Source organism: Carnobacterium gallinarum DSM 4847 (assembly GCF_000744375.1).
Classification (GTDB): domain Bacteria; phylum Bacillota; class Bacilli; order Lactobacillales; family Carnobacteriaceae; genus Carnobacterium; species Carnobacterium gallinarum.
Window position 1 is genome coordinate 748657 of record NZ_JQLU01000005.1, and the last position, 14222, is coordinate 762878.

General features: G+C 36.2%; 13 protein-coding genes. 1 reads left to right on the forward strand and 12 read right to left on the reverse strand.

All coding sequences use genetic code 11. The features are described from left to right. Positions 1-15 precede the first annotated feature (15 nt). The 3 genes from BR43_RS08360 to BR43_RS08370 all read right to left on the reverse strand — a co-directional run bounded on the left by BR43_RS08360 (position 16) and on the right by BR43_RS08370 (position 3103). Positions 16-846, reverse strand: a complete 831-nt coding sequence (locus tag BR43_RS08360; protein WP_034561055.1) for a carbohydrate ABC transporter permease — start codon at positions 844-846, stop codon at positions 16-18. Between the two features lie 21 nt (positions 847-867). After that, on the reverse strand, positions 868-1761 hold the full coding sequence (locus tag BR43_RS08365; RefSeq protein WP_034561057.1) for a carbohydrate ABC transporter permease: 894 nt from the start codon (positions 1759-1761) through the stop codon (positions 868-870). Positions 1762-1849: 88 nt separating this feature from the next. After that, positions 1850-3103, reverse strand: coding sequence for a sugar ABC transporter substrate-binding protein (locus BR43_RS08370; protein ID WP_034561059.1), 1254 nt, complete (start codon positions 3101-3103; stop codon positions 1850-1852). Positions 3104-3408: 305 nt separating this feature from the next. On the opposite strand from BR43_RS08370, the gene BR43_RS08375 reads away from it, so the two are divergent. Next, positions 3409-3924, forward strand: a complete 516-nt coding sequence (locus tag BR43_RS08375) for a cupin domain-containing protein (protein ID WP_034561061.1) — start codon at positions 3409-3411, stop codon at positions 3922-3924. Between the two features lie 414 nt (positions 3925-4338). Here the strand turns inward: BR43_RS08375 and BR43_RS08380 are convergent, their stop codons facing one another. The 9 genes from BR43_RS08380 to ptcA all read right to left on the reverse strand — a co-directional run bounded on the left by BR43_RS08380 (position 4339) and on the right by ptcA (position 14068). Then, positions 4339-5136 (reverse strand): MurR/RpiR family transcriptional regulator, encoded by a 798-nt coding sequence (locus BR43_RS08380; RefSeq protein WP_034561063.1) that lies wholly within the window; start codon positions 5134-5136, stop codon positions 4339-4341. Between the two features lie 9 nt (positions 5137-5145). Next, positions 5146-6243 (reverse strand): agmatine deiminase, encoded by a 1098-nt coding sequence (gene aguA / locus BR43_RS08385; protein ID WP_034561070.1) that lies wholly within the window; start codon positions 6241-6243, stop codon positions 5146-5148. A gap of 132 nt (positions 6244-6375) precedes the next feature. Beyond that, the gene (gene arcC / locus BR43_RS08390; protein WP_034561071.1) at positions 6376-7314 is read right to left on the reverse strand and encodes a carbamate kinase; all 939 of its coding nucleotides are present in this window, start codon (positions 7312-7314) and stop codon (positions 6376-6378) included. 11 nt (positions 7315-7325) lie between these two features. Continuing rightward, positions 7326-8417, reverse strand: coding sequence for an agmatine deiminase (gene aguA, locus BR43_RS08395; RefSeq protein ID WP_034561073.1), 1092 nt, complete (start codon positions 8415-8417; stop codon positions 7326-7328). Between the two features lie 125 nt (positions 8418-8542). Beyond that, complete coding sequence (locus tag BR43_RS19085) at positions 8543-8785, reverse strand: hypothetical protein (RefSeq protein ID WP_169741033.1); 243 nt, start codon at positions 8783-8785, stop codon at positions 8543-8545. A 72-nt stretch (positions 8786-8857) separates the two neighbouring features. Next, positions 8858-9931 carry an MATE family efflux transporter gene (locus BR43_RS08400; protein WP_051933877.1) on the reverse strand — a complete coding sequence of 358 codons (1074 nt, stop codon included), beginning with the start codon at positions 9929-9931 and terminating at the stop codon, positions 8858-8860. Positions 9932-9965: 34 nt separating this feature from the next. Continuing rightward, a complete protein-coding gene (locus BR43_RS08405) occupies positions 9966-11324 on the reverse strand; it encodes an APC family permease (protein WP_034561080.1) in 1359 nt (452 codons plus the stop codon). Between the two features lie 166 nt (positions 11325-11490). Next, positions 11491-12876 carry an ISNCY family transposase gene (locus tag BR43_RS08410; RefSeq protein WP_034558391.1) on the reverse strand — a complete coding sequence of 462 codons (1386 nt, stop codon included), beginning with the start codon at positions 12874-12876 and terminating at the stop codon, positions 11491-11493. A gap of 163 nt (positions 12877-13039) precedes the next feature. After that, positions 13040-14068: a putrescine carbamoyltransferase gene (gene ptcA / locus BR43_RS08415; RefSeq protein WP_034561083.1), complete on the reverse strand. Its 1029-nt coding sequence runs from the start codon at positions 14066-14068 to the stop codon at positions 13040-13042. Positions 14069-14222 lie beyond the last annotated feature (154 nt).

Here is a 14222-nt window from a genome sequence, read left to right on the forward strand (position 1 = left end):
CAAATTCACTGTCATTTATTTCAAACCAGATACATTAAATCCTTGTAAAATATATTTTTGGAACATCATGAAAATAATAATAATCGGAATCACCATAAAGGTTGAACCCGCCATTTGTAGCGCATAATCATTGCCATGTTGACCTTTTAATAACGATAATCCAACAGATAAAGTATAGAATTTTTCATCATTGGCAATAATCAACGGCCACATAAATGAGTTCCAGCCACCAATAAACGTTAAAATTCCTTGAACCGCTAGAATCGGCTTAGAAATCGGTAAAATAATTCGTGTAAAAATATAAAATTCACTAGCGCCATCTAAACGAGCTGCCTCAATAATCTCATCAGAAATCGTCGACATAAACTGTCTAAATAAGAAAATCCCAAAAGCCCCAACTAACCCAGGTAAGATAATTCCGGCTAAAGTGTTGGTTAATCCAGCTAAATTTAATAACAAATACACAGGAATCATTGTAACTTGTCCCGGAATCATCATCGTTGCTAAAACTAACATAAAGTACTTTTCCTTGCCTTTAAAATTAAACTTAGCAAAGCCATAGCCTGCCATCGCATTTAAAAATAAACCAAAGAATGAAAACGCCGTAATGTATAAAGTGTTTTTCAAATACACAGCAAAGTTCATATCTCGGAATAACTTAATAAAATTATCTAATGTAAAATTCTTAGGAAAGATGCTTGGATTTAGCTGCATAATCTCAGAATTGGTCTTAAAAGAAGAAAGGATCATCCAAATAAATGGGACAAAGGTAATCAATCCCCAGACGGCTAAAAATAGTCCTACTAATAGTTTTTGTCTTTTTTGTCTTGCTTGATAGTTGTTCATCTGCTTGCTCCTTTCATCTGACTACATTTGATTGTCGCTATTTCTTCGTTGCATTCTGAATTGCAATAAAGTAATCACGATAATAGCAATAAATAACAAGAACGACCCTGCGGCTGCATAACCAAATTTGCTTAATTGGAATCCATTACGATAAATAAATAACGCCACACTCGTTGTACTATCCAATGGTCCGCCTTTCGTCATAACAAACGGCTCCTCGAAGAATTGCAACCAACCAATCATCGTTGTAATTGTCACAAAAAAGATTGAAAAACGAAGCATTGGTACTGTAATATAACGCAATTGGTTCCAGCGACTAGCTCCATCTAGCTGAGCAGCTTCATAATATGCTTGAGGAATTCCTTGCAACGCTGCTAAAAAGATAATCATATTAATCCCAATCGAACGCCACAACGCAAGGATGACCAAAGAAACTTTCGCAACAATCGGATCTTGTAGCCATGGGATTGGTCCAATATGAACAAATGACAACACATGATTAATCAAACCAATACTCGGATTAAATAAGTACGTCCAAACAACGGCTACAGCTACCACATTTGTAATCGAAGGTGTATAAAAAACTAAGCGCATAAAAGCGAAAAAACGATTATTCCCAAAGTTGATTAATAACGCAATTGCTAGTGAGAAAATAATCACTAATGGCACACCTAAAACAACATAAAAAATCGTGTTCCCAATGGATTTCAGGAAAATCGGATCACTTAAAATATTCTTATAGTTATCAAATCCAATAAAACTAATTCGAGACCAATTAGCTAATCCTGCCAAATTAATATCTGTAAAACTAATGACAAGTGCAATCACAATTGGAAATAAGGAAAATAAAGCGAGTAAAACTAAGGACGGTCCAACAAAGAAATATGGTATTTTTTTATTCAAATAGGCTCTCATAACTTTCCCCTTCTTTTTAAAATCTAGGTAATTTAGTGAAAGAAAGGTAGTCAGTCTAAAAACAACTTGGCTACCTTTCAATCATCCATTACTTACCTAAAAGTGTTTTTGTTTGATCATTCAATTCATTCATTTGTTTTTGAACATCGGCACCATTTCCATAGATTTGTTCCCATGATTTCAAGTAATTTTGACTAATTTCTTCCCATTCTTTCATCATTGGCATTGGTTCTGAATTTTGCAACTGTTCCCCAAAGATTGAGATCATTTTGTCATCGGCTAGAATTGGATCTTCCCATGATTTATGTGAAGTTGGTAATGAATTTGAATTTTTGAAGAAGGTTAATTGATTTTCTGGACGTGCTAAGAATTCAATTAATTTCATGGCATTTTTTTCATTTTTGCTACTTTCAAAGACTGCTAAGTTGGCACCACCTGTGCTAGACATATTGTTTTCTTTTTTCGGTAAAACGGCAGTTGCCCATTTGCCTTCAATATCTGGCGCATTTTCAGTGATCGCATTAATCATCCATGGACCGCTGATAAACATCGGAACAATCCCCGTACCACCAAAGGTTTGTGAAATATCTAGACCTAAATCAGCTTTGGGTGCGCTACCATTTTGAATAAACTTATCTAAATAAGAAACAGCTTCAACAAATGGTTTTTTATCAAATAATGGTGTTCCGTTTTTATCAAATAATTCTGAACCATTTTGTCTAGCAAACATAAATGCTGATGTTGGTTCAGCTAAATCAGCACCAAAACCATACATGTCTTTTCCTCGGTCAGCTAATTTAGTTGCAGCATCAGATAACTCTTCCCAAGTTGCTGGTGCTTTATCGTAGCCAACTTCTTTCAGTAAATCTGTTCGATAATATAACGCACGGGTTTCAGTATACCAAGGGACTGCATAGTATTTATCATCGAATTTAGTCGTAGTAACAGATCCATCGAAGAAGTTCTCAGATTTTAAATTTTTCTCAGAATCAATGTAAGAAGAAATATCTTTTAGCGCTCCAGCATCCACAAATTCTGCCATCCAAGTTGTTCCCATTTGAACAACATCAGGTCCTTCTCCAGACGCAACAGCTGTTAGTAATTTATCATGTGAAGCTGACCAAGGAATGCTTTGAATATCAACTTTAACACCGCTCTCTTTTTCAAAATCATTAAGAATCGGTTGAATCTCTTTACTGCCGTCTCCCATATACCAAAATGTCACTTTATCACTATCTGTTGCTTTTTTACTATCGTCTTTTCCTGAAGAACATCCTGCCAATAATCCTACTGATACAAGCGCTATCGAACTAATAAGTGCAATTTTCTTTTTCATATTCATTTTCTTCTTACCTCCAAATTTCTGTATTTTTTAAAAAATAGAAACGTTTCGACAAATTGATTATATATTTTTTTGCAATCGTTTGCAAGTTTTTTATTTATATTTTTCAAAACAGCTTTGAATCAACCTTTTGTTATTTAAAATAATTAAAACCCAAAACAATAATAGCGCTTACTAGAAACGTTTCTATTTACTTAGAATTTCTTATCCCCTTAACTAAATCAAACTTAAATTCTAACTGTACATTAAGTTTAGAAACCGCTATACTTTTCATATAAATCGTTTACTTAGAAAGGATGTTTTTTATGTCAACACACCAACCAGAAAATTATTGGGTTGAAAAATTAGACTTACTCCCACATTCAGAAGGTGGCTACTTTAAAGAGATGTTCCATTCTGCTGAACAATTTCAAACGGAGGATCAACGTTTACGCCATCATTATTCAAGTATTTATTTTTTATTAAATCAAGAAAGTCCCTCTCATTTTCATCGTTTAAAATCCGATGAAATTTGGTATTATCACACTGGATCACCGTTATCCGTTCATTTATTGCATCCCGATGGACGTTATGAAGAAATTCAATTAGGACTTGATGGTGAGGCTGGACAAGTATTACAAGCTGTAGTTCCTAAAAATGTTATTTTTGGTTCAAGTATTGAAAACAATGGCGATTATGCCTTAGTCAGTTGCATGGTTTCACCAGGATTTGACTATCAAGACTTTGAATTATTTACAAAAGCTCAGTTATTAAAAGATTATCCTGCTCATCATGAAATTATTGAAAAATTAGCCTATGAAACAATTCCAGTTGCGGAATAATAACATTATGTAAAACGATAAATTTTAGAATCCATGCTCTTCATTTATTCAAAAAATAGTCTTGTATTCTTAATTAAGAATGCAAGACTATTTTGATGTTTAACTTTCCATATAAATTCCTTCAATAACAAGTATTTCTGTAATAAATAAAACAATCGCTTTTTTAGAATAATAAGTCAGGATATTCTCCTTTTAAATTATGTATTTTTGTTTAACTCCTGTATATCATGTCAAACATATTCGACATGGTTTAAGCTTTATTTGACACTAAGTAATCTAAACTTGACAGAAAAAGACCATTGACTATCTAAAGAATAAAGACGCTCCATTGACGGAAACGCCTTTTAACCAACTTTTTTGGCTGAATTAAATACTATTTTGTTTCTTATAATTTAGGCAAATATAAAATCTTACTTAACGAAAAACCAAATGATACTCTCCGTCATCTGTGCTGTCTAAGTATTGATAGAGAATCAATTCTAGAATTGCAATCATTGAGATATGAGATGTAATTTCCATCTTATTTAAAAATAATTCATCTGTAAATACATAAAAATTCAAATCGCTCATATTCTGAACAACGTTATTATCTGCACCGGTAATCGAGACAATTAAAGGTCGAATTTCTTTTTTCACATACTGCATCAATTGAATCCATTCTTCATCCTTGCCTTGATAGGTGAGAATAAAAATAATATCTTGAGGAGTAATCTGTTTTTGCACAACTTTACGCATCGCTTGATCGTCAGGAAAGACTACTAAAAATCCTGCAGCGACAAATAAATACTTTACATAATGCATTAGCTGCTTATTCATGCCTTTGGCAAATAAGTAAATAATCGGTTTCTTGCGCAAATATGCCGCCACCAGATCTAGCTTTTTTGTATCAATCACTCGTACAGATTCGTTAATATTTTTTAAGTACTCTTCACGGTAATCTTTTTGAGAAACCACGAAAGGGCTTGGCTTTTCTTCAGTCTTTTGATTGAGCAGTGTGTATTTGGCAACAGTTGTGAATTCACTATATCCAGAGAAACCAATCTTCCGAACAAATCGTAAAAAGGTCGTTGTTGAAACAAAACAATCATCAGAGACTTCTCGAATGCTTTTATTTTTAATCGCGTTTAAATTCTTCACTACATAGTCAAAGAGAAGGTGCTCGTTTTTCGTTAATTCTGCGACATGCGGATTTACTACTTCAAAAAAATCCATCCTTCTCCCCTACTTCCCTTCTGGAATACTTTGCGCAATACAGTGAATGTTCCCACCACCAAGTAAAATTTCTCTTGCTGGCACGCCGATAATTTGTCTATCTGGATAGATTTCCTTTAATTGTGCTTCTGCTAGCAAATCATTTTTATCATCAAATAAGGGATAGATAATTCCTTGATTAGCCGTATAATAGCTTACATACGTTGCGGTTAAGCGATCTCCGGGAAAACGAGGCAACATTCCATTAACCGAGTCTACTCCCTGACTTTCCTCAGTTGTGATATACATAGGTTCAGGCATTAGCATCTTATGAATTAATAATTTGCGCCCTTTAGCATCTGTTGCATTTTTCAATACTTCATATGCCGCATGAGAAATATCATATTGTGGGTCACTTTGATCTTCTGTCCAAGTTAAGACAACTTCTCCTGGTCGAACAACGTTTAAAATATTGTCAATATCCCCATTGGTTTCATCTAAAAAATAACCCTGATTGATCCAAATAATTTTTTCAACATGACAGTAAGCTTTTAAAACAACCTCAATCTCAGACTTTGAAAGCTGACCATTACGTCCTTCCGATAGCAAAACTTCTTCTGTCGTAAATAAAGTACCTTCGCCGTCTACGTGAATCGAACAGCCTTCTAAAACAAAATCTGGCAATGAATAGTAATCAAGTTGATTGAACTCGCAAACTTTTGCGGCAATTAAATCATCTTGATCCCACGGGAAATAAAGCCCGTCTAACAAGCCACCCCACGCATTAAAGCGCCAATCAACTCCACGAACTTCCTTGTGTTGATTCATCACATAAGCGGGGCCAACGTCTTTCATCCAAGCATCATTATTGCTCATCTCTACCACTCGAATGGGATTTGGTAAGGCACTTCGAGCATGTTGGTATTGTTTTGCTGAAACCAGCATTGTAACAGGTTCAAAAGTGGCAATCGCCTTAGCCACTGCCCCATATGCAACTTGCGCTGGTTTGCCACCATTCCGCCAATTATCGGCGCGTTCTGGCCAAATCATATACGTTTCTTGATGAGGTTCAAACTCACCAGGCATCCAAAAACCATCTGCTTGAGGCGTTCCTTTTGACAACTTCATAACCTTATACACTCCTTTTATGTAAACCTAACTGCTTAAATATATCAGAAAATTTATAAATAGACTAGCAATCCCCCTTCAAAAAACGAAGGCTGGCTAAATCAATCATTTAGCACAACCTTTCGCAACCTTTTACGCGGTAATCACTGTTCCAGTCTCTGCTTCTAATAAATTTTTGATATTTTTCAATGATGTTATCACTGCTTTTCCTTTAGGATTTTCCTTAACAAAAGCAATGGCTGCTTCAACTTTAGGCAACATGCTTCCTGGTGCAAATTGATTTTGTTCACTATACATTTCCATGTCTGCAACTGTTACTTGCATCAGCTCTTTTTGATCGGGTTGGTTGTAGTTAATCGCTACATGATCCACCCCAGTTAGAATCACTAACATATCCGCTTTGACTAAAACAGCAATCTTTTCAGAAGCAAAATCCTTATCGATTACTGCTTCAACACCTTGATAAGAACCATTGCGAATGACAACAGGGATTCCTCCTCCGCCACCAGCAATCGTAATCACACCACTTTCTACCAATTGTTGAATAACTGGATATTCAACGATATCAATTGGTTTTGGTGAGGGAACCACTTTACGGTATCCACGACCCGCATCTTCTTTAAAGATAGCTGTTGATTTAGCTTGCTCTGCTTGTGCTTCTTCTAATGTTAGAAATGGACCAATGGGCTTGCTCGGTGCTTGAAAAGCCGGATCATCTTCACTAACAACTACTTGCGTTAACACCGTCACCGCTGATTTCTGAATATTGCGTTTCTTCAATTCATCAACTAATGCATTTTCTAACCAATAGCTGATACTTCCTTGCGTCATAGCTACTGCTGTGTCTAAAGGCATTGCAGGATTTTCAGCGCTTGAACCTAATTGCTGTTGTAATAATAAATTTCCAACTTGTGGACCATTTCCATGAGAAATAATTAACTCATGACCAGCTTCAACAAAGTCAGCTAAATAATAGGATGTTTCCGCTAACGCTTTTTGTTGCGCTTGGGCACTGGCATCATCTGTTAAAATAGCATTTCCGCCTAATGCAACGACAATTCTCTTCTTCATTTTCTCGCTCCTTATTTTGGCACTTGTTGAGTAATACAGTGAACATTACCCCCACCAAGTAAAATTTCTCTTGCTGCAACACCCACAACTTTACGATCTGGATAAAGTTCTTGTAACAAATTAATTGCTTTTTGATCGTTAGGATCATCGAACAACGGGACAATTACCCCACCATTAGCTGTATAATAATTCGCATAGCTTGCCGCCAAACGATCGCCCATTTCTCTAGGAAGTGTACCATCAACAGCGTCTACACCTTGACTTTCAGCATTCGTAATTAAGATTGGTTTTGGTACGTGTAATTTATGCACCTTTAATTTGCGACCTTTTGCATCAGTTTCAGATTCTAGAATTTCCAAACATTCTCTAGAAATCTCATATTGCGGATCCGTTTCATCATCTGTCCAAGCTAACACAACTTCTCCTGGCTTCACAATATTGATGATATTATCCACATGCCCATTGGTTTCATCCAAATAAATTCCACGTTTTAGCCAAATGATTTTTTCTAATGACAAATATTCTTTTAACACTTGTTCAATTTGCTCTTTTGATAATTGAGAATTACGTCCTTCAGAAAGTAAACATTCTTCAGTTGTGATCAACGTTCCTTCGCCATCCACATGAATCGAACCGCCTTCTAAGACAAAATCGTTTAAACGATAGCGATCTTTAAATTCAACTTCGCAGATTTTTTGTGCTACTTGATCGTCCTTATCCCACGGAAAATAAAGTCCGTCGACTAAACCACCCCACGAATTAAAGGCCCAATCAACCCCACGAATCACACCATCTTCATTCTTGACAAATGTTGGACCGCAATCACGAACCCAGGCATCATCATTATCCACTTCAATAACACGAACGCCATCTGGTAACATATGACGCGCATTATCATATTGCGCTGGTGAAACACCCACAGTAACTGGCTCAAACTCATGAATCGCAACTGCGACATCGACAAACGTTTTTTGTGCTGGTTTTCCACCATTGCGCCAGTTATCTGGACGTTCTGGCCATAAAATATAAACACCTTGGTGTGGTTCAAATTCTCCTGGCATACGGAATCCATCTTTTTTGGGTGAGCTATCAATTGTTTTCATCTTTTCTTCTTCCTTTCCAATTTAAGTGAATTATTTATTTTTAAGATACAATCTCGCCATTAACCATTGTTAAAACCGATTGTGTTTGACTTATTTTTTCAGTTGTTGCAATTAAAATAGTTGTATCAGCTTTTACATAACAACATTCCTTCATCTAACGACTTCAATTGAAGCAATTCGTTACGAATCAAAATAACAGACAAGACAAATGCAATTATATCCGCTACAGGCTGACTATGCCATACTCCATCAACACCATATACATTTGAAAATAAGAACATTAAAGGGATGGCTAAAATCAAAAAGCGTGAAACGCCTAAAATAATTGACAATTTAATCTTATCAATCGCTTGAAAATAACCAGACATGATATTGGAAGTTAGACCGAATGCTGAACAGCCAATCATAATAAATGCATTATGTGAAGTTACGGCTACTAGTTATTGATCACCACCGGCAAACAACTCAATCATATTCGTTGAAAATACAGCAAACAATCCCGTTAAAACAGCAACAATAATAAAATTACTGCTGATGCTAATATTGATTAATTCTAAAAGACGGTTTTTCAATTTAGCACCATAATTGTAACTAGCGATTGGTTGCATGCCGTTTGTTAATGCTGTTGTGACTAGATTTAGATTATAGAAGATATAGCCGTTGATAATACCAAATGAAGCCACATCCGTACTAGTTCCTAGCTTTCCTAGCAACACATTGACAACCCACGTAAAGATAAAGCTTGAGATTTGCACAATGAAGAAGGGCAGACCAATAATCAACATATTTTTCATATCAGGGAGGTTCATTTTCATACTCAATCGAATACGAAATCCGGTTTTTCCGACTAAGAAATACACGATTGCCAAAAACCAAACACCGATAGATAAAGCGTAGTAAATCGCAACACTGACAATTCCTAGATTGGCAACTATCACCCCGTAATACAGTTCAACAATTGCAATCACAGAAGCGAGAGTCATTAGAAAAGTTGCAATAATCGGTTTTTCATCTACTCGAACCATATAACAGAGCAATTGACCAATCACGCTAAAAGGAAAACCAATCATAAATATCTGAATAAACGTTGTTGAATGATCTAAAATATCGGGCGTTGCGCCTAATAAACTAGCGACACTACTAGCATTTAAACCAATAACGACAGCTACAATTACCGTAATAATGGTAGTTAACCAAAATCCTTCAGAGAAAATCCGATGCGCCTCAGCTTTTTTGTCTTCACCTAATTTAATCGCTGACATGGTACTTATCCCAATTCCGAAGGCCCCACCTAGCGCTAAACTAAGCAATTCCAACGGCATAATAATACTAACCGTCGCTAAACCTAATGCTCCTAAACCATTGCCAATAATGACACCTTCAATCATCACCATAATGGCTTGGGCAAATACCCCGATTAACGTGCTAGCGCCATATTTTAGAAATAAGCTTTTAATCGGCTTACCCCCTAGTTCGCCTTCAGCAACTTCGATTGTTTCCATACTATCATTCATCTGTTTATCCTCTCTTTCTCAAGGATAGCGAAATTTATTTCTGAGAACCTTTTTTACCAGCAAAATGAATACATAATTCGCCAACAATAACTGAGATAATCGTTCCAATAAGGACAGGAATTTTCTCACCATATTCGCTACTAGCCAATGGAATCGTTGAAAAGAATAACGTAATAATCAATAAAGCGAGTGGCACATAGGCAATAATTCTTAGCAAAGTTGGACCACCGGGAACTTTAAATGGACGTTCTGTATCTGGATCAATTTTGCGTAATTTTAGGAATGCTGGGAACATCATAATATATGAAAGTAACAATGCCACTACATTTAATGAGAAGAAGGCCCAGAAAATATTTTCATTTGGAATAAATGGTGCAGCAATAACTAAGACAGAAGCTACAATTCCATTCATCATTGAAGCGCCAATTGGCATTTGGTTTTTAGGATTTTCCTTAGCAAAAACAGCTGGCATATCATGATTTTTGGCTGCATAAAAGGCTACATAGTTTACACCTAATGCCCATGAAATCAGATTTGCTGCTAAGGTATACATAAATAACAAACCAATAATCACAACAAATGGATTAACACCGCCAACTAAAAGGATAAAGCTATCAATTAAACCACCTGAAGTTGATAGTTGATCGGCAGGGACTGCAGCACCCATTCCAAAGGCTGCAAACAAGTAGAAGAAGGCAATTAAAATTCCGCCATAAATAATTGCTTGAGGAATTTGTTTCTTAGGATTTTCCATATCGCTCGCTAACGTTGTGACTACTTCAAAGCCTAAAAAGTTAAATAAAATAACAGATATAAAGGATAAACTCTTTAAATCAAACTTAGGTAATAACGCAGCACCTGAGAAATCATTTGCCATCCCAACGGTAACTGCATGATAAATTCCTAACACACCTAAACAAAGCATAATCGATACTTTAGCGAAGGCTGCCAGATTTAGAATCCATTTGCTGTCGCTGACTGGGTAACAGCTGATTGCGGTTACAAGCCAGATAAAAATTAATTGAGCAATAATCAATATCGGTTTATTTAAAGATAACCCAAAAATCTGAGTCATTACTTCAGTGAATAGAACCGCCAAACTCGCCATCCATATAGGGAAATTCAACCAATAAAACCAAGCGACGCGTCCGCCCCAACGACGACCAAAAGCCATCTTGACCCAATCATAGATTCCACCATCACCTGTGTAGGTAGTTCCTAGCTCCGCTGAAATTAATCCATAAGGTAGGAAGAATAAGATTAATAGTGAGCCCCACCAGAAAAATTGAGACGAACCGATTGCTGCAGCAGGGGCAGCAGATTCAACAACAAGAATAACAACGACTGCCATTAAAACTGCGTCAAACAAACGAAATTTCTTTTTTTCTTTCATGTTTTATACGCACCTTTCAATTGTGAATAAGAGCAATAGCTGAAAAAGAGGAAACCCGATTATGTCAAGCGAAAGGTAAAATGTCCTAAACCTTAAGCTCACATTAATGCAAGCTTTTCCTTCGTAAAAACTTGCATTAATGTGACCGTATTTGGTAAAATGAGTGTTAAGCTGCTCGTTCAGCTTCGTATTCTTCGAGTGTTTTTCCGATGCTGCGAAGATATCTTTTGAAAGACTCTAGTTTCCACGGGTGAGATTGTGGGGGAATATACTGGCGTCTTTCTTTTTTTTGCTCTGGAATCGGGTCAAACTCTGTTGAATAGTCGTCATGTTCTTTCAGTCTCCTTGTTGTGTATATTTTTTCAGCGATATTTACATAGATTTCGCCGTTAAAGGATTCGATAACGAGGGCTTTTGATCCGCGTGTAAAGTACTGATCTTCGCTACCCTCCGTCGGTAAATAGTAGTTATTTTGATACCGAATGTGATGCCCACTATCGATTTTTCTATTTGCGACTCGTGCTAATAATAAATTCATCTCTGATTTCGTAGGTGCCTTCTCATAGATTGATTCCTTCGTCTTATTACCAAACTTCCTGTTAAATGATTGAATCCATTTTGTTAAAAAATGATTGGCTTCCACAATAGATTGGATCCCTGCTAATTCTAAATCTACAGGAAGTCGTGATTGAACCGTGCCGTTTAATCGTTCTACACGGCCTTTCGCTTGTGGAATAGAGGAGGTACGAATGTCAATACCGAGTTGATGGCAGGCAAAACCAAATTGCGTGAAGGTATCTTCCTCAACGACTTTCTTGGTTTTGGATTGATAGTCAAAAACGGTTCGTTTATCGGTTAAAAAAGCTAAAGGAATCCCTCGGTTACGGAGGATCTGATGGAGCACATGATAATAGCCATTGAGCGTTTCTTGCGTGTCGAAATACCCACCAACGATATCCCCAGAAGCGTCATCAATCGCTAAGTGAAGATGGGTGACGTCGTTCCCGAACCAATTGTATGAACTGGCATCCATTTGAATCAGCTCTCCTTGGTATTTTTTCCTAGAGCGGCTAGGATGGATTTTTTCGGGTGAAGCCAGTTGATCTTCGGCTCTTGGAAGCAGTGGATTATCAAGCTTTGTCTTTGCTTTCATTGATTGTGCTTTGATTCGAGCTTTTATTTTTTTTCGTGTCTTTCTTTGTGTTTTAGGTGAGATAATATTCGCTAGGTATAAAATATTTCGAATCGTTGTATCGGTGTAACAGATCGCATAATCCTCCTTTAATATTTCAGTAAAGTGCTTCACATTCGGTTTTATATTAAACTGTTGATAAAGCCCAATGATTTGTTTTTTTACATCCTCCGGTACGGCATGCATCTGTTTTTTTCCTCTATTGCCGTGTGAAAAAACAGCCTTTCCTCCTTCTTGATATTTTTGGATTAATCGATTGACTTGTCTGATCGAGAGATCTAGTTCAACACAAGCTCTCTTCTTATCTTTTCTTTTTTCTGTGACAGCTTTTATTACGTTATATTTCTTATCTTCATTCATTGTTAGTATTATCCTTTTCATGGTTTGATTTTATCACGAAGGGACATTTTGTGCTTCGATTACATTAAGACATTATCATGTTCGAACGATAATAGCTGAAAAAGAGGAAACCCGATTAATATGTGTCTCGCTCTTTTCCATTAAACTGTTTAGTTAAGCTTTTTTAGTTTGATTCGATAACAGCATTTCTCAACATTAATTCAAATTCTGCATCATATTTAAGCGCTACTGCTTCACTTGCATAATTTAAATGAGGATTTAAGAAATAAACTAATAATGCACGCATTGCTGTTAAACGATTGCCAGCTTCATCTAATACAACTGAATAAGGCGCATCTAAAACTTCATCTGTCACTTCTTCACCACGAGTTGCAGGTAAACAATGTAAGAATTTCACAGTTGGTGCAGCCATATCAATCATCCCTTTGTTGACTTGATATTTAGGATAGAAAGTAGCCATACGTTCTGCTTCTGATAATTCTGCTTCATATAAACCATACCAAACATCTGTATAAATGAAATCAGCATCGGTTAATGCTTCTTTTGCATCTTCAGTGATTAACACGCTACCGCCAGAAAGTTCTGCATTTTTACGACCAATTGCTACTGTTTCTTCTTTAATTTGAAAACCTTTAGGACCATATTGCACAAAATTCATGCCCATTTTTGTTGCCATAAACATTGTTGAAACACATACTTGAGTGGCATCCCCAACAAAAACAATTTTACAATCGCTTAGTTTTTTTCCTGCTGGAAGATGTTCAGTCATAGTAATGATATCTCCTAACTCTTGTGTTGGGTGATTGTAATCACTCATCCCATTAATAACTGGAATCGTTGCATTGTCCGCTAACTCTACAACTGTATGATGACGTTCAACACGAGCCATTAAGATATCAACTAAACGAGAAAGTACACGAGCTGTGTCGCCAACTGATTCATGTCCGCCTAATTGAATTTGACCTGGTGCTAAATATTGAGCATGTCCACCAAGTTGAGTCATTGCTGTTTCAAATGAAACACGGGTACGAGTTGAAGATTGTTCAAAAATCATGCCTAACGTTTTATCTTTTAATAGTGGAGGATAATAGCCATCTTTAATTGATTCTTTTAATTTTAAACCTAATTGAATTAAATAATCGATTTCTGCTTGTGTAAAATTAGTTGTGTCGATAAAATCTCTTTTTGTCATTTGTTTTTCCACCTATCATTTTTATTTGATTTGTCGAATCCTCGAGTATTCTTTTGACACGTTAAGCATACCTTTCTCAACTATTTTTTTAAAGAGTTTACAGCGCTTTCATACCTAAGCAGAGTGAGATGTATTTTGTTACATTTAGTGAAAC

Bases quoted from the DNA above. Each gene is read 5' to 3' on its own strand.
- arcC (WP_034561071.1), bottom strand. From the start codon at position 7,314: ATGAAGAAGAGAATTGTCGTTGCATTAGGCGGAAATGCTATTTTAACA.
- BR43_RS08365 (WP_034561057.1), bottom strand. From the start codon at position 1,761: ATGAGAGCCTATTTGAATAAAAAAATACCATATTTCTTTGTTGGACCG.
- BR43_RS19085 (WP_169741033.1), bottom strand. From the start codon at position 8,785: ATGTCTGGTTATTTTCAAGCGATTGATAAGATTAAATTGTCAATTATT.
- BR43_RS08410 (WP_034558391.1), bottom strand. From the start codon at position 12,876: ATGAATGAAGATAAGAAATATAACGTAATAAAAGCTGTCACAGAAAAA.
- BR43_RS08375 (WP_034561061.1), top strand. From the start codon at position 3,409: ATGTCAACACACCAACCAGAAAATTATTGGGTTGAAAAATTAGACTTA.
- aguA (WP_034561073.1), bottom strand. From the start codon at position 8,417: ATGAAAACAATTGATAGCTCACCCAAAAAAGATGGATTCCGTATGCCA.
- BR43_RS08400 (WP_051933877.1), bottom strand. From the start codon at position 9,931: ATGAATGATAGTATGGAAACAATCGAAGTTGCTGAAGGCGAACTAGGG.
- ptcA (WP_034561083.1), bottom strand. From the start codon at position 14,068: ATGACAAAAAGAGATTTTATCGACACAACTAATTTTACACAAGCAGAA.
- BR43_RS08370 (WP_034561059.1), bottom strand. From the start codon at position 3,103: ATGAATATGAAAAAGAAAATTGCACTTATTAGTTCGATAGCGCTTGTA.
- BR43_RS08405 (WP_034561080.1), bottom strand. From the start codon at position 11,324: ATGAAAGAAAAAAAGAAATTTCGTTTGTTTGACGCAGTTTTAATGGCA.
- BR43_RS08360 (WP_034561055.1), bottom strand. From the start codon at position 846: ATGAACAACTATCAAGCAAGACAAAAAAGACAAAAACTATTAGTAGGA.
- BR43_RS08380 (WP_034561063.1), bottom strand. From the start codon at position 5,136: ATGGATTTTTTTGAAGTAGTAAATCCGCATGTCGCAGAATTAACGAAA.
- aguA (WP_034561070.1), bottom strand. From the start codon at position 6,243: ATGAAGTTGTCAAAAGGAACGCCTCAAGCAGATGGTTTTTGGATGCCT.